We start from the raw sequence: 14,541 nt of genomic DNA, 5'->3' as shown, positions 1-14,541 counted from the left end.
GGGCTGTGGACAAATCAACTGCTGGTCAGAACACGGCCTCACAGCATTTCAACGGCCACCGCCGTGGCTTCGCCACCGCCCAGGCACAGGCTGGCGATGCCGGTCTTCTGGCCACGCTGGCGCAAGGCACCCAGCAGCGTGACCAGGATGCGTGCACCCGAGGCGCCGATGGGATGGCCCAGCGCGCAGGCGCCGCCGTGGACGTTGATGCGGTCCACGTCGATATCGAGTTCGCGGCTGACTGCCATCGGCACGGTGGCAAAGGCCTCGTTGATTTCAAACAGGTCGGTGCTGCTGCGGTCCAGGCCGGTCCTGGCGAAGAGCTTGCGGATCGCACCGATGGGTGCCCGCGGGAAATCGGCCGGCGCGCCGGCATGGGTGACGTGGCCGAGGATGCGGGCAATGGGCGTCAAGCCCAGCGCCTGTGCCCGCGATTGCGTCATCAGCACCAGTGCGGCCGCGCCATCGGAGATCGAAGACGAGTTGGCCGCCGTCACCGTGCCGCCGGCGCGGAAGGCCGGCTTGAGGCTGGGGATGCGGTCGAGCTTGACCGAGAGCGGGCCTTCATCGGTGCTCACCACGGTACTGCCCTTCTTGCCGGCCACCTCGATGGGGGCGATCTCCCACTGGAAGCGCCCTTCCTCGATGGCCGCCCGGGCAAGCTGGGTGGAGCGGATGGCAAAGGCATCCTGTTCTTCGCGGGTGAAGCCCATGGCGGTGGCGCAGTCTTCGGCGAAGGTCCCCATGAGGCGACCGCGATGCTCGTCCGAATAGGCATCTTCCAGGCCGTCGAAGAACATGTGGTCGATCAGCCGGTCATGGCCGAGCCGGTAACCGCGACGCGCCTTGGGCAGCAGGTAGGGGGCATTGCTCATGGATTCCATGCCACCGGCCACGACGATGGAGGACGATCCCGCCAGGATGCTGTCATGCCCCAGCATGACGGCCATCATCGCCGAACCGCAGACCTTGTGGATGGTGCTGCACGTGACTTCCACCGGCAGACCCGCGCGCAAGGCCGCCTGGCGTGCCGGCGCCTGGCCCAGTCCGGCCTGCAGCACGCAGCCCATGAAGACCTGGTCGACCTGGTCTGCGGCGATGCCGGCGCGGGCGAGCGCCGCCGCAATCGCATGGGCGCCCAGTTGCGGCGTGGGAAGATCGGCCAGCGCACCCTGGAAATTGCCCATGGGTGTGCGGGCGGCCGAGACGATGACGATGGAGTCGTTGGCCATGTTGGCCTCCTTCATGGTTTCAGTGGTTGTCGCTGGCGGCACGGCCGCTCAGCGGGAATTCATGCGCAGTGCGCCATCCATGCGGATGACTTCGCCGTTGAGATACTGGTTCTGCAGGATGTGCTCCACCAGCGAGGAAAACTCGGAGGGCTTGCCCAGGCGCGGCGGGAAAGGCACGCTCTTGCCCAGCGACTCCAGCACCTCCGGTGGCATGGCCAGCATCATCGGGGTCTCGATGATGCCGGGCGCGATGGTGACCACGCGGATGCCATGGCGCGCCAGGTCACGCGCCATCGGCAGGGTCATGGCGACCACGCCCCCCTTGGAGGCGGCATAGGCGACCTGGCCCATCTGGCCATCGAAGGCGGCAATGGAGGCTGTGTTGATGATCACGCCGCGCTCGCCAGAGGCGTCCGGCGTGGACTGGCTGATGTACTGCGCCGCCAGGCGGGCCATGTTGAAGCTGCCGACCAGGTTGATGTTGAGGGCGCGCAGGAAGCTGTCCAGCCGGTGCGGTCCGTCCTTGCCCAGCAGCTTTTCGCCGGGCGCGATGCCGGCGCAGTTGACCAGGCCCACCACCTCGCCCATGGACGCGGCGGCCGCAAAGGCGGCCTCGGCACTGGTCTCGCTGGTGACATCGGTCTGCACGAAGCGGGCCTGCTCGCCCAGGAAGGCTTTCCATTTCTCGCCGGCCACCGGATTGATATCGGCCAGCAATACCTTGGCCGATGCCTTCAGCAGCGCCTCGGCCGTGGCCGCGCCCAGGCCGGAGGCGGCACCGGTGACGACATATACGCCCTTCTTGATTCCCATGATGAGTCCTCGTTCAGATGTCAGGTGGTGGCCGGTGCGCCTGCAGCGGCCCGGTCGGCTTCGCGCTTGCGCAGCACGAATCGTTGTAGTTTGCCACTGGGCGTCTTGGGCAGGGCATCGACGAACTCGATGGCACGCGGATAGGCATGCGCCGACAGGCGCCGCTTGACGTGCTGGCTCAGTTCCTCGGCCAGGGCATCGCTGGCCTGGAACGCCTCCCTCAGCACGATGAAGGCCTTGACGATCTCGGTGCGCTCCGGGTCGGGCACGCCGATGACGGCCACATCGGCCACGGCCGCGTGCTCCAGCAGCGCGCTTTCCACATCGAAGGGGCCGATGCGGTAGCCCGAGGAGGTGATGACGTCGTCGGCGCGGCCGATGAAACTGATGCTGCCGTCGGGCTCCAGCTCGACGTTGTCGCCGGTGGCGTAGTAACCGCCGGCGATGGCCGGGGTCTCCTGCTGCCAGTAGCCGCTGAACCACAGCAGCGGCGAGCGGGCGATGTCGATAGCCAGTTCACCGGGCTGGTTGGCGCCCAGTTCGCGGCGCTCGTCGTCCAGCACCACCACACGGTAGCCGGGCATGGCATAGCCGGCCGACCCCGGCTGTACCGGATGGGCCAGGCCATGGTGATTGTTGACCACCATGCCCAGCTCGGTCTGGCCGTAGTGGTCGTAGATGGGCGTGGCCAGGGCGCTGTCGAACCAGCGCATCACCTCGGCATTGAGCGGCTCGCCGGCACTGCTGACGACGCGCAGCCGCCCCTTGCAGGGCGCCGCCGCCTCGTCACCGGCGGCCATCATCATGCGATAGGCGGTGGGCGCGCCGGCCAGGCTGGTGATGCCCAGGCGCGCGATGAGCGCATAGGCACCCTCGACCGTGAAGGCGGCTTCGTTCAGGGTGGTGGCATGGCCCAGCACCAGCGGACCCAGGACGGCGTAGTACAGGCCATAGGCCCAGCCGGGGTCGGCGATGTTCCAGAACCTGTCTTCGGGCAGCAGCCCCACGGCATCGCGCATGTAGACCGAGAAGGCCTGCAAGGCGCGCAGCGGCACCGGTACCCCCTTGGCGGCGCCAGTGGTGCCGGAGGTGGACATCATCAGCATCAGGTCCGAGCCCCGGCGCATCACCGGGGCAAACTGGTCGGACTGCGCGGCCATCTGCGTGTGGAAATCGAGATCGCCGGGCAACAGGCTCTCAGGCGTAGTGCCGACCGTACAGACCAGCGGGCAGGCCGGCAGGTCCGCCAGCTTCTGGCGATTGGCGGTATTGGTGACCACCAGGCGGGCGTTTGAGACTTGCAGGCGATGCTCGATGGCCTTGGGGCCGAAGGCGGTAAAGAGCGGCTGGTAGACGGCACCGGCGCGCAGGGTACCCAGGATCGTCACCAGCAGCTCGGGCGTGCGCGGCAGCAGGCCCGCCACCACGTCACCGGCACCGATGCCCTGCTGCGCCAGCAGGTTGGCGAAGCGGGCCGAGGCTCGGCTCAGTTGCGCAAAGCTGTAGGCCTGGTGCCGGCCATCGAGGGCGATGTAATCCAGCGCCACCTTGTCGCCATCGATATGACGGTCGCAACATTCGACACAGGCATTGATGCCGTCCTCGAAGTCGCCCTGGAATTGCCCGGTCACCCGGGCGAGGCTGAAGCCGGCGACGGCTTCGGCATAGTCGCGATGAGTGCGATGGTTGCGATGGTCGCGATGACCCACATACGGCTTGGACACGCCTGTCTCCTTTATCAGAATGAACGCTGATTTCTTGTTTTGTGCGTATGCTGCGGATACTAGAGACCCCAAAGCTGGCAGGCAATGACATAACTTGCCTCATAATCTGACTGCTTTTGCCATATCCCGAGGAAACGATGGATCCCCACAGCATTGCCTACTCATTCGTGGAAGACGCGCTTGGATGCCTGTCGCGACAGGGCTTTGCGACTGATGGCGCGCTGCGCGCCGCCGGCCTGGAGGGCGGGGCGAAGGAGGCGGTGACTGCACTGCAATATGGCAAACTCTGGCGCGAAATTGCGCGCCAGAGTGACGATGAGTTCTTTGGCCTGGCGGCGCGACCGATGCGGCAGGGCAGTTTCACCCTGATGTGTCATGCCGTGCTGCACACTGGCACGCTGGCCCAGGCGCTGCATCGGGCGCTGCGCTTCCTGCGCATTGTGCTCGACGAGCCCTATGGCGAGCTGCGGGTCGAAGATGGGCGAGCGCAGATCGTGCTGGTCCGCAACCGCTCCCCCTACCCGGCCTTCGCCTACCGCACCTTCCTGCTGCTGGTGCTGGGCCTGGCCTGCTGGCTGGTGGGCCGGCGCATCGCGCTGCAGCGCATCGACTTTGCCTGTTCCATCCCCGAGGAGCGGCCGGATTACCTGCAATTCTTCGGCGTGCCGGTGCATTTCGGCCAGCCCCGTTGCGTGCTCAGCTTCGATGCCGCCTACCTCGACCTGCCGGTGATCCGCAACGATGCGGCGCTGCGGGCGTTCCTGCGCGAAGCGCCGGGCAACCTGCTGGTGCGTTACCGGCACGACACCGGCTGGGTCACGCGCTTGCGCGCCCATCTCAAGGAAAAAGCGCCGGCCGACTGGCCGGACTTCGATGCGCTGGCTGCGCAGCTGGGCGTGTCGGCGGCCACGTTGCGGCGCCGCTTGCGCGAGGAAGGGCAGAGCTTTGCCTCGCTCAAGGATGAGATTCGCAGCGGCCTGGCCCAGACCCTGCTGCGTCAGGGCGAACTGAGCGTGGCCAGCGTGGCCGCGCAGTTGGGCTTTACCGAGCCCAGCGCGTTTCACCGGGCGTTTCGCAAATGGACGGGACTGAGCCCGGGGACCTTCAGGCGGGATCTGCAGGAAGCCCGCCCCCCCGCCTAGGCGCTTCGCAGCGCCCCAGGGGTAGGTCAGCTACCCGCGCTGGAGCGCTCCAGGCGCATGGCAATGACGAAGCGGTCCGAGGGATGGGTGGACACGCTGACCTCGAAGACCTGCCCGGCCGCATCGATGTACTGGCGGATGATTTCCAGTCCGGCGCTGCCGGGAGTGACTCCCAGCGCGTCAGCGGCTTGCGCCTCGATCAGGATGCCGCGCACCACCTGGCGGATCTCGGCCACGCGGCGGCCATAGCGGCGCTCGATGAGCGCGCTGATCAGCGTGGCCGGCTCGGCGCGCACCATCTCACCGATATCGGCGTATTGCGGATCGACATAGACGTCGGTCCAGCCCACCGCCTGCCCGCCGGCGCTGTCGGCGCGCAGGCTGGAGATGCGCAACCAGCGCGAGTGCGCGGCACATCCCAGCTTCTTGGCCAGGGCCGCATCCAGGGTGGTCTCGCCGATGCCCTGCACCGCGCGCACATTGCTGGTGCCGAATTGCACCAGGTCTTCCAGCGAGCCCAGCGAAGGACGGAAGTCGTTCTTGGGCGTGGCTGATTCCACCCGCGTCCCGGCGTTCTTCTTGCGCGACACCAGACCCAGTTGCTGCAACTCATGCAAGGCCGCACGCACCGTGTGGCGACTGGTGTTGTACATCCCGCACAACTCCAGTTCGCCCGGCAGCACGCTCCCGACCGGGTAGCGTCCGGCGGCGATGTTCTCGGTCAGGTCCTGGGCAATCTCGGCGAAATGCGGCTTGGTGGCTGGATGTTTCATGGCGTCTTCGGTTGTGGCCGGGATTGTACGCCGAAATAGCACTTGCCTTATATGTTCGGACATATTAGAGTAAATATGTTCGAACATATAGAATTGCCGGCGATCCGCCAGCACCGGCGGAGGCCGGCTTGTCAGGCAACCCAGAGGAGATGTCATGTCCAGCTTCATTCCGGCGGCGAGCACCGTCGTCGATTCCATCCTGTACCGCGACGCATTCGGCACGGCCGCCATGCGCGCAGTGTTTTCCGACCAGTCGCTGATCCAGCGCTACATCGATGTGGAAGTGGCCCTGGCCAAGGCTGAGGCGCGCGTCGGCGTGATCCCGGCCGAGGCCGCCGAGGCGATCGCGCGCGAATCGAAGATCGAGCGCATCGATTTCGACCACATGCGCCACGAGACCGACATCGTCGGCTACCCCATCCTGCCGCTGGTGCACCAGCTGGTGGCCATGTGTGGCGAGGCGGGGCGCTACGTGCACTGGGGCGCCACCACCCAGGACATCATGGACACCGCCGTCGCCCTGCAGGTACGCGATGCGCTGGACATGATCGATGCCGACATCCGCGCCCTGCGCGCCATCCTGGCCGACCTGGCCGCGCGCCACCGCGACACGCCCATGGCCGGCCGCACCCACCTGCAACAGGCCCTGCCGGTGACCTTCGGCTACAAGGTCGCCATCTGGCTGGCCATGTTCGACCGCCACCAGGAACGCCTGGCGCAACTGCGCCCGCGCGTGGCCGTGGTGGAGTTCGCCGGTGCCGCAGGTACCCTGGCCTCGATCGGCGCCAAGGGCTTCGAGGTACAGCAGGCGCTGGCCGAGGAACTCGGCCTGGGCGTGCCGGCCACCACCTGGCACGTGGCACGCGACGGCCTGGCCGAAGCGGTCAACCTGCTGGCGCTGGTCACCGGTTCGCTGGGCAAGATCGCGCTGGACATCATGATCATGGCCTCCACCGAGTTCGCCGAAGTCTATGAACCCTTCGTCAAGGGTCGTGGCGCCAGCAGCACCATGCCGCAAAAGCGCAACCCGATTTCCAGCGAACTGATGCTGGCCGCCTCCAAGGCGGTGCGCCAGCATGCCGGTCTGATGGTCGATGCCATGGTGCAGGATTTCGAGCGTGCCACCGGCCCCTGGCATGCCGAATGGATCGCCATTCCCGAGAGCTTCATCCTCAGCGCCGGTGCCCTGCACCAGGCCAAGTTTGCGCTGGGTGGCCTGATCGTCGATACCGAACAGATGAAGCGCAACCTGGGCATCAGCCGGGGCCTGATCGTGGCCGAGGCCGTGATGATGGGCATGGCGCCGCACATCGGCCGCCAGCAGGCGCATGACGTGCTGTACGACGCCTGCCGCACCGTCAACGACAAGGGCGGCACGCTGGCCGAGGCACTGGCGGCGTTGCCGGAGGTGACCGCGCATTTCGACCGCGCCGCCATCGACCGCATGACCGACCCGGCCAATTACCTGGGCCTGGCGCCAAAGATGGTGGACCGCGCGCTAGCGCAGTCGGCCGGCCGCTGAACCGACGGCGAGGAGAAGACAATCATGACTGCACAACAAGATCGCCACGACGACATCATCGCAGCCCCGCGCAAGCTCCCCTGGTACCGCAAGCTCGGCACGCAAGTGCTGATCTCGCTGGTGCTGGGGATCGCGGCGGGCCTGCTCTTTCCTAAATTCTCGACGCAACTCAAGACGCTGGGCGACATGTTCCTCTCGCTCATCAAGTGTGGCGTGGCGCCGCTGGTGTTCCTGACCATCGTCCACGGCATCGCCTCGGCCGGCGACATCCGTAGTGCCGGCCGGGTCGGCTGGCGTTCCATCGTCTATTTCGAGGTGGTCTCCACCTTTGCCCTGGTGCTGGGCCTGCTGGCGGGCAACCTGCTGCAGACCGGCGCCGGCATGGCGGCGGTGGCCGGCGCGGTGGCGGTCCCGGTGGCCGCGACCAAGGCGGCGCCGCAGGGCTTCCTGGAATTTTTGCATCACATCGTGCCGGACAACTTCATCGGTGCCTTCACCAAGGGCGAGTTGCTGCAAGTGGTGGTGCTGGCGGTGATGACCGGCATCGGCGTGCTGGCCATCCCCGAGCGCAAGCGCTTGAAAATCAATGAAGGCCTGGACCAGATCTCCGAGATCCTGTTCTCCTTCATCAACCTGGTGATGAAACTGGCGCCCATCGGTACCTTTGGTGCGGTGGCCTATTCGGTCGGCAGCAGTGGCACGGCGGTACTGATCGCGCTCACGCAGCTGGTGCTGAGCTTCTATGGCGTGGTGCTGCTGTTCGTGCTGCTGGTGCTGGGTGCGGTGGCACGCCTGGCGGGTTTCAGCCTGTGGCGCTTCCTGAAGTACATCAAGGATGAGATCTTCATCGTGCTCGGCACCGCCTCCTCGGAGAGCGCCCTGCCGCGCCTGCTGGTGAAGCTGGAACGCCTGGGCTGCGGCAAGCAGACCGTGGGCCTGGTACTGCCCACCGGCTATGCCTTCAACCTGGACGGTACCTCGATCTTCATGGCCATGGGGGTGATGTTCATCTCGCATGCCTATGGCGTGCCGCTGTCCTTCGACCAGCAGATCGGCATCCTGCTGCTGATGCTGCTGACCTCCAAGGGCGCGGCCACGGTCTCGGGCGGATCCTTTGTGGTGTTCGCCGCCACCGTGACCTCCACCGGCCTGCTGCCCATCGAAGGTCTGGCGCTGATCTTCGGCGTCTACCGCTTCATGTCGATGGCCATCGCCACCTGCAACACCGTGGGCAATAGCGTGGCCACGGTGGTCATCGCCAAGTGGGCCGGCACCTTCGATGCCAGCGCCGCCGAACGCCATCTGTATCCGGAGCGCCATCCCGGCACCGCCGCAGCCGACGAGGCGCTCAGCGCATCGGTGCCGTTGCGGCAATCCGGCGGCAAGGCCTGATCTCGCTCGCCTCCCTCACAGGCGGTCGGCTTCGATGATCGCCTGGGCAAACTCGGCCGGCGCTTCCTGCGGCAGGTTGTGGCCGATGCCGCCGCCCAGCGTGTGATGCGCATAGGGGCCAGCGAAACGCTTGCGGTAGGCCGCCGGATCCAGGTGCGGCGCGCCGTTGGCGTCGCCCTCCAGCGTCACGGTCGGCACCGTGATGGTGGGGAAGCTGCCCAGGCGCTGCTCCAGCGCATCGTACTGGGTCTGCCCCGGCACCAGGCCCAGGCGCCAGCGGTAGTTGTGGACCACGATGGCCACATGGTCGGGATTGTCGAAGGCGGCGGCGCTGCGGGCGTAGGTGGCTTCGTCGAAATTCCACTTCGGTGAGGCGGTCTTCCAGATCAGGCGGTTGAAGTCACGGCGATACTTTTCGTAACCGGCCACGCCACGATCGGTGGCCAGGTAGAACTGGTACCACCAATCCAGCTCGGCCTGCGGCGGCAAGGGCTGGCGACCGGCATCGACATTGGTCATCAGGTAGCCGCTCACCGACACCAGCGCCTTGACCCGCTGCGGCCATTGCGCGGCGATGATGCAGGCGGTGCGGGCACCCCAGTCGAAGGCGCCGAAGATGGCGCGGTTGATCTTCAGGGCATCCATCAGGGCGATGATGTCCAGTGCCACCACGGCTTGCTGGCCGTTGCGTGCGGTGCTGTCCGAGAGGAAGCGCGTGCTGCCATAGCCGCGCAGGTACGGCACGATGACCCGGTAGCCGGCCGCCGCCAGGACGGGGGCGACGTCGACGAAGCTGTGGATGTCGTAGGGCCAGCCGTGCAGCAGGATCACCACCGGTCCGTCGGCCGGGCCGGCCTCGGCATAACCGACGTTGAGCAGGCCGGCATTGATCTGGCGGATGGTAGCGAAGCTGTTGCCGGAAGCGGCGCTGGCGGACCCTGTGCTCAGGGTGGCCTCGGCGGCGCGCGCCAGGCTAGGCAGGGCGAACTGTGCGGCGGCCAGGGTGGCTGCGGTGGCGCCGAAGAGGCGGCGGCGTTGGATATTGATTTCTTGGGACATCACATTCTCCGGTTGCGTGGAAGGGGCAAGACGGAGAATGCGCCGTGGATGTATCCGGCTTGTGTACCGGAAATGGCCTCCTTGCAAGCCTGTGTAGCGGACATGCCGCCAGATACATTGGGATACGCAAGCCTCAGCGCAAGGACGACAGCAGCAGCTCGGCCTCCAGTCCGGGTTGACCATCGCTGCGATTGCGCAGTGTCAGCGTCCCCTCCAGGGCCGCGCTCAGTTGCTGTGCAATGGCCAGGCCCAGGCCGGCGCCCCCGGTCTGGCGGTTGCGCGAGGACTCCAGCCGGAAGAAAGGCTGGAACACCGCCTCCAGCTGATGTTCGTCAATGCCGGGACCGGGATCGCGGACCAGGATCGCCACCGATCCGCCGTCCAGCTGGCGCACCTCGACCTCGGCGGCACCGCCGAACTTGAGGGCGTTGTCGATCAGGTTGCCCAGTATGCGGCGCAAGGCATGCGGCCGGGTCGCCAGCGCCAGCGTCGCCAGCGCGGCGTGCAGGGACACCGCGCGGCCGGTGTCCTGATAATCGAACACCATGCTCTCCAGGAACGAGGCCAGATCGATGCGTACCGCCTGCTCGGTGCTGCCGTGGGCGCTGCGCGCATAGGCGATACCGTCCTGCACCAGCCGTTCGATCTCGCCCAGGTCATTGATGAGCTTGTCACGCTCCACGCCGGGATCGGCCATCTCGGCGCGCAGTTTCATGCGCGTGATCGGCGTCTGCAGATCGTGCGAAATGGCCGCCAGGATCTGCACCCGCTCCTGCAGGTAGTGCGAGATGCGCTCGTGCATGGCATTGAAGGCCTTGGCCGCGTGGGCTACCTCGGCCGGGCCGTCTTCCTGCAAGGGTGTGGCATGGCGGCGCAGGTCCAGGCCGTCGGCGGCATCGGCCAGATCGGCCAGGGGCCGTAGGGCCTGCCGCACCGCAATCCAGCTGCACAGCACCAGCAACAGCAACTGTGCCACCAGCACATAGGGCAGCCATTGCGTGAGCGGTTTCATGGCGGGCGTGATATCCACCGCCAGGGCGCTGCCGTCGGAGAGCCGCAGGTGGGCCTGCAGGTGCTCGCGCGGCCCCGGCAGGGTCTGCATCTGGAAGGGATAGCGGCTACCCAGGGCGGCATGGATCTTGGCGGCGATGGCCTGCGCGCGCGCGGACAGCTCGTTGCTGCCCGCCCTGCCCTCGCCGATCACGTAACCATAGGTGGCCCGTTGCAAGGGGCCGATCCAGGCGGGGCGCTCGGCAGCCGGCAAGCGGTCCAGGATGGCCACCGAGGTCGCCACGTCGTTCTCCAGGGTATCGAGCATGACCTCGCGGGCCGCGCTGTAGCGCTCGAAGAACAGCACCGAGAACGACAGCACATGTGCCAGCGCCAGCCCCGCCAGCAGGATCAGGAACAGCCGCGCGCGCAAGGTGCGGGGGCGCCGCAGCAGCGCAGCAGGGGCAGCAGCAGTCACGAGCGCGCCTCCTCGATGGTGACCGGCATCGAGAAGACATAGCCTTCGTTGCGGATGGTCTTGATGTAGCGCGGCTCGCGGGCATCGTCTTCCAGGCGCTGGCGCACCCGGCTCACCAGCAGGTCGATGGAGCGGTCGAAGATCTCCGCGCCACGCCCCTGGGTCAGGCTGAGCAACTGGTCGCGGTTGAGCACCCGCTGCGGATGATCGACGAAGACCCGCAGCAACCGGTACTCGGCGCCGCTGAGGGTGACCACCATGCCATCCGGCGCCAGCAGGTTGCGCTCGCTGGTATCCAGGCGCCAGGTACCGAAGCGCAGCATCTTGCCGGCCTCGCTGACCTGCAGGTTGGGCGGCAGCATGCGGGTGCGGCGCAGCACCGACTTGATGCGCGCCAGCAGCTCGCGCGCGGCAAAGGGCTTGGCCAGGTAGTCGTCGGCGCCCATCTCCAGGCCGATCACGCGGTCGGTCTCCTCGGCACGCGCGGTCAGCATGATCACCGGGACGGCCTTGTGCTTGCCGGCGCGCAGCTCGCGACACAGTACCAGGCCATCGTCGCCGGGCATCATGATGTCCAGCACCACCAGGTCCACCGCATTGCTGGCCAGGAAGGAGCGCATCTGGCGGCCATCGGCGGCGACATCCACGCGCAGGCCGTTCTTCTTGAGGTAAGCCGCTACCAGTTCCCGGATCTCCCGGTCGTCGTCGACGATGAGGACGTGATCGATGTGTTCCACTTGCCTGCCTTTCGTATGCGTGTCGGTTGGATGGCCAGCCTGTCTTTTACGTGGTGCAGCGCCATCGCGCAAGCACCGCACCGGGGGGATTTGTACCTCAATGTATCCGGAGTACGGATCGACACAGGGACTGACACTTGCGCCCCGTCACGACACATATCCGATACACGGGCGCGGTTTCATGCGGGGGTCGCCACACAGATGACGTTTCCCCGTCCCGGAGCCTTCCATGATCCTCTATCTTGCCGCCTTCCTTGGCGGACTGCTGACCCTGCTCAGTCCCTGCATCCTGCCGGTCCTGCCCTTCCTGCTGGCGCGTGCCGGCCAACCCTGGCTGACCGTGCGCCTGCCCATGCTGGCCGGCATGGCGCTGGTCTTTGCGGCCGTGACCACGCTGGCCTCGGCCGGCGCGGCCTGGACCGTGCAGCTCAACGATATCGGCCGCAGCGCCGCCCTGCTGGTGATGGCGCTGTTCGGCCTGGCGCTGCTGTGGCCGCCGCTGGCGGTCCTGCTGGGCGTGCCGGGCGTCGCGCTGGGTAACCGCCTGGCCGACCAGGCCACGCGCCATCGCCATGCCATCGGCAACTCGCTGCTGCTGGGCGCGGCTACGGGCCTGCTGTGGACACCCTGCGCCGGCCCCATCCTCGGCCTGCTGCTCTCGGGCGCCGCCTGGCAGGGCCCCGGTATCGGCAGTGCCACGCTGTTGCTGGCCTATGCGGCCGGCGCGGCCACCGGTCTGGGCCTGGGCATGTTTGCCGGCGCCCGGCTGATGAGCGTGACCCGCCGCCTGCGGCCTGCCAGCCAGTGGCTGCAGCGCGGCCTGGGCGTGGCCGTGCTGGCCGGTGTCGCCAGCGTGGCGGCAGGCGCCGACCTGGGCCTGCCGGGTAGCAGCGGCGCCACCGAACACCTGGAAACGCTGGTGCTCGACACCCTCGCCCCCAGCCGGGGAGCGACGGGCGGCGAGAACACTCGTCCCTACCGCAGCCAGCTCCCGGTACAGGGCCAGCTGCCATCGCTGGAGGGTGCGGTCCAATGGCTGAACTCGCCACCGCTGACCGCCGAGCAGTTGCGCGGCAAGGTCGTGCTGGTGGATTTCTGGACCTATTCCTGCATCAACTGCATCCGCACCCTGCCCTATGTCCGTGCCTGGGCCGAGAAGTACAAGGATCAGGGCCTGGTGGTCATCGGCGTGCACACCCCGGAGTTCGCCTTCGAGAAGAAGATCGACAACGTCAGGAAGGCCGTGGACGAATTCCATCTCGGCTTCCCGGTGGCGGTCGATAGCGATTTCCGTCTCTGGCGCGCCTTCGACAACAACTACTGGCCGGCCTTCTACCTGGCCGATGCCCAGGGCCGGCTGCGCTATCACCAGTTCGGTGAAGGCCACTACGCGCAATCGGAACAGGCCATCCGCGAGCTGCTCCGGGAAGCCGGCAGCGACCAGGCTGCAGCGGCGCTCTCCGCCCCCGACGCCCCGGGCATCCAGGCCGCACCCGACCTGGCCCGGCTGGAGTCGGATGAAACCTATCTCGGCTATCGCCAGGCCAGCGGCTTCACGGGCCGCCCAGGGCTGCGTGCCGATGTCGCGGCGGATTACACCGCCGTGGAACCGGGCCTGAACCAGTGGAGCCTGGCCGGCAACTGGCGGGTCGGCGCCGAGGCGATCACGCTGCAACAGGCCGGCGGCAGCATCCGCTACCGCTTCTCGGCACGCGACCTGCACCTGGTACTGGGTCCGGCCGAGGATGGCCGTCCGGTGCGCCTGCAGGTGAGTGTCGATGGCAAGCCGCCCGGTGCACTGCACGGCAGCGACACCGACGCCGCCGGCAATGCGACGGTGACCCGTACGCGGCTGTTCCAGCTGGTGCGCCAGCGCGGCGATGTCGGGCCGCATACCTTCGAAGTGCGCTTTCTCGATCCGGGCGCGACGGCCTATGCCTTCACGTTCGGCTGAGCCCTCCCGGCTATTTCCTCTTCCCCAACCCACCAAGGAAACACCATGAAACTCTATCTCAACGAGATCTCCTCAGCCGCCTCGCGGGTCCGTATCGCGCTGGCCATCAAGAACATCAACGTCGAGACCGTGGCCGTCACCATCCTCGGTGAGCATCCGGAAAACCGCAGTGCCGACTACCTGCGCATCAATCCGCAAGGCCTGGTGCCGGCGCTGGTGACCGACCAGGGCACGCTGATCACGCAATCCATCGCCATCATCGAATACCTGGACGAATGGCAACCGGAACCGCCCCTGCTGCCACAGGACCTGGAACTGCGCGCGCTGTCGCGCTCGGTCGCCATTGCCATCGCCGCCGAGATCCACGCGCTGGTGCCGCCGCGCATTGCCCGCCGCCTGGCGGCCTTGCCCGGGGTGGATGCCGCCGTCATCGCCGACTGGAACCGCCACTGGACCGTCGAAGGCCTGGGCGCCGTCGAACAGCTGCTGCAAACCCGCCGCGCCGGTCCCTACATCGGCGGCCAGCAGCCGTCGCTGGGCGATATCCTGTTGTTCCCGCAGGCCATCAATGCCGAGCGCATGGGCATCGATCTGGCGCAATGGCCGACCCTGGCAGCCATCCACGCGCGCCTCAAGGACATCCCCGCCTTTGCCGACAACGCCCCGGCACCGCGACGATAGGCCGCCAGGCCGGCGGTGCTGCTTAGAAATATCGAATACACGCA

At 67.1% G+C, this 14,541-nt stretch carries 12 protein-coding genes; 5 read left to right on the top strand and 7 right to left on the bottom strand.

The features are described from left to right. Positions 1-38: 38 nt before the first annotated feature. Genes ACIPHN_RS05535 through ACIPHN_RS05525 form a run of 3 tightly spaced genes read right to left on the bottom strand, consistent with a single transcriptional unit; the run spans position 39 to position 3,769 of the window. Complete coding sequence (locus tag ACIPHN_RS05535) at positions 39-1,232, bottom strand: acetyl-CoA C-acyltransferase (protein ID WP_400433940.1); 1,194 nt, start codon at positions 1,230-1,232, stop codon at positions 39-41. 48 nt (positions 1,233-1,280) lie between these two features. Continuing rightward, positions 1,281-2,045, bottom strand: a complete 765-nt coding sequence (locus tag ACIPHN_RS05530; RefSeq protein ID WP_400433937.1) for an SDR family NAD(P)-dependent oxidoreductase — start codon at positions 2,043-2,045, stop codon at positions 1,281-1,283. A 20-nt stretch (positions 2,046-2,065) separates the two neighbouring features. Then, complete coding sequence (locus ACIPHN_RS05525) at positions 2,066-3,769, bottom strand: AMP-binding protein (RefSeq protein ID WP_400433934.1); 1,704 nt, start codon at positions 3,767-3,769, stop codon at positions 2,066-2,068. Positions 3,770-3,906: 137 nt separating this feature from the next. On the opposite strand from ACIPHN_RS05525, the gene ACIPHN_RS05520 reads away from it, so the two are divergent. Further along, positions 3,907-4,911 (top strand): AraC family transcriptional regulator, encoded by a 1,005-nt coding sequence (locus tag ACIPHN_RS05520; protein ID WP_400433932.1) that lies wholly within the window; start codon positions 3,907-3,909, stop codon positions 4,909-4,911. Positions 4,912-4,937: 26 nt separating this feature from the next. On the opposite strand, the gene ACIPHN_RS05515 is transcribed toward ACIPHN_RS05520, so the two are convergent. Beyond that, positions 4,938-5,684 (bottom strand): GntR family transcriptional regulator, encoded by a 747-nt coding sequence (locus ACIPHN_RS05515; RefSeq protein ID WP_400433929.1) that lies wholly within the window; start codon positions 5,682-5,684, stop codon positions 4,938-4,940. Positions 5,685-5,838: 154 nt separating this feature from the next. On the opposite strand from ACIPHN_RS05515, the gene pcaB reads away from it, so the two are divergent. Together pcaB and ACIPHN_RS05505 are read left to right on the top strand one after the other, a co-directional pair. Beyond that, positions 5,839-7,206: a 3-carboxy-cis,cis-muconate cycloisomerase gene (gene pcaB / locus ACIPHN_RS05510; RefSeq protein ID WP_400433926.1), complete on the top strand. Its 1,368-nt coding sequence runs from the start codon at positions 5,839-5,841 to the stop codon at positions 7,204-7,206. A 24-nt stretch (positions 7,207-7,230) separates the two neighbouring features. Then, a complete protein-coding gene (locus ACIPHN_RS05505) occupies positions 7,231-8,598 on the top strand; it encodes a cation:dicarboxylate symporter family transporter (RefSeq protein WP_400433923.1) in 1,368 nt (455 codons plus the stop codon). A gap of 15 nt (positions 8,599-8,613) precedes the next feature. Here the strand turns inward: ACIPHN_RS05505 and ACIPHN_RS05500 are convergent, their stop codons facing one another. The 3 genes from ACIPHN_RS05500 to ACIPHN_RS05490 form a co-directional block, all read right to left on the bottom strand. After that, the gene (locus ACIPHN_RS05500; RefSeq protein WP_400433920.1) at positions 8,614-9,657 is read right to left on the bottom strand and encodes an alpha/beta fold hydrolase; all 1,044 of its coding nucleotides are present in this window, start codon (positions 9,655-9,657) and stop codon (positions 8,614-8,616) included. Between the two features lie 133 nt (positions 9,658-9,790). Beyond that, positions 9,791-11,125: an ATP-binding protein gene (locus ACIPHN_RS05495; RefSeq protein ID WP_400433917.1), complete on the bottom strand. Its 1,335-nt coding sequence runs from the start codon at positions 11,123-11,125 to the stop codon at positions 9,791-9,793. Then, positions 11,122-11,862 carry a response regulator gene (locus ACIPHN_RS05490; protein ID WP_400433914.1) on the bottom strand — a complete coding sequence of 247 codons (741 nt, stop codon included), beginning with the start codon at positions 11,860-11,862 and terminating at the stop codon, positions 11,122-11,124. Before ACIPHN_RS05490 ends, ACIPHN_RS05495 begins: the two co-directional genes overlap by 4 nt. A 229-nt stretch (positions 11,863-12,091) precedes the next feature. On the opposite strand from ACIPHN_RS05490, the gene ACIPHN_RS05485 reads away from it, so the two are divergent. Together ACIPHN_RS05485 and maiA are read left to right on the top strand one after the other, a co-directional pair. Continuing rightward, on the top strand, positions 12,092-13,816 hold the full coding sequence (locus tag ACIPHN_RS05485; RefSeq protein ID WP_400433911.1) for a cytochrome c biogenesis protein DipZ: 1,725 nt from the start codon (positions 12,092-12,094) through the stop codon (positions 13,814-13,816). 45 nt (positions 13,817-13,861) lie between these two features. After that, positions 13,862-14,497, top strand: coding sequence for a maleylacetoacetate isomerase (maiA, locus tag ACIPHN_RS05480; protein ID WP_400433908.1), 636 nt, complete (start codon positions 13,862-13,864; stop codon positions 14,495-14,497). Positions 14,498-14,541: the final 44 nt, after the last annotated feature.

The sequence above is a fragment of the Herbaspirillum sp. NPDC087042 genome, assembly GCF_044745245.1.
Classification (GTDB): domain Bacteria; phylum Pseudomonadota; class Gammaproteobacteria; order Burkholderiales; family Burkholderiaceae_D; genus Herbaspirillum.
This window is presented reverse-complemented; position numbering and strand designations above follow the sequence as displayed.

Coding starts and splice junctions, on each gene's coding strand:
- ACIPHN_RS05535 (WP_400433940.1), bottom strand. CDS start 1,232: ATGGCCAACGACTCCATCGTCATCGTCTCGGCCGCCCGCACACCCATG.
- ACIPHN_RS05530 (WP_400433937.1), bottom strand. CDS start 2,045: ATGGGAATCAAGAAGGGCGTATATGTCGTCACCGGTGCCGCCTCCGGC.
- ACIPHN_RS05520 (WP_400433932.1), top strand. CDS start 3,907: ATGGATCCCCACAGCATTGCCTACTCATTCGTGGAAGACGCGCTTGGA.
- ACIPHN_RS05515 (WP_400433929.1), bottom strand. CDS start 5,684: ATGAAACATCCAGCCACCAAGCCGCATTTCGCCGAGATTGCCCAGGAC.
- pcaB (WP_400433926.1), top strand. CDS start 5,839: ATGTCCAGCTTCATTCCGGCGGCGAGCACCGTCGTCGATTCCATCCTG.
- ACIPHN_RS05505 (WP_400433923.1), top strand. CDS start 7,231: ATGACTGCACAACAAGATCGCCACGACGACATCATCGCAGCCCCGCGC.
- ACIPHN_RS05500 (WP_400433920.1), bottom strand. CDS start 9,657: ATGTCCCAAGAAATCAATATCCAACGCCGCCGCCTCTTCGGCGCCACC.
- ACIPHN_RS05485 (WP_400433911.1), top strand. CDS start 12,092: ATGATCCTCTATCTTGCCGCCTTCCTTGGCGGACTGCTGACCCTGCTC.
- maiA (WP_400433908.1), top strand. CDS start 13,862: ATGAAACTCTATCTCAACGAGATCTCCTCAGCCGCCTCGCGGGTCCGT.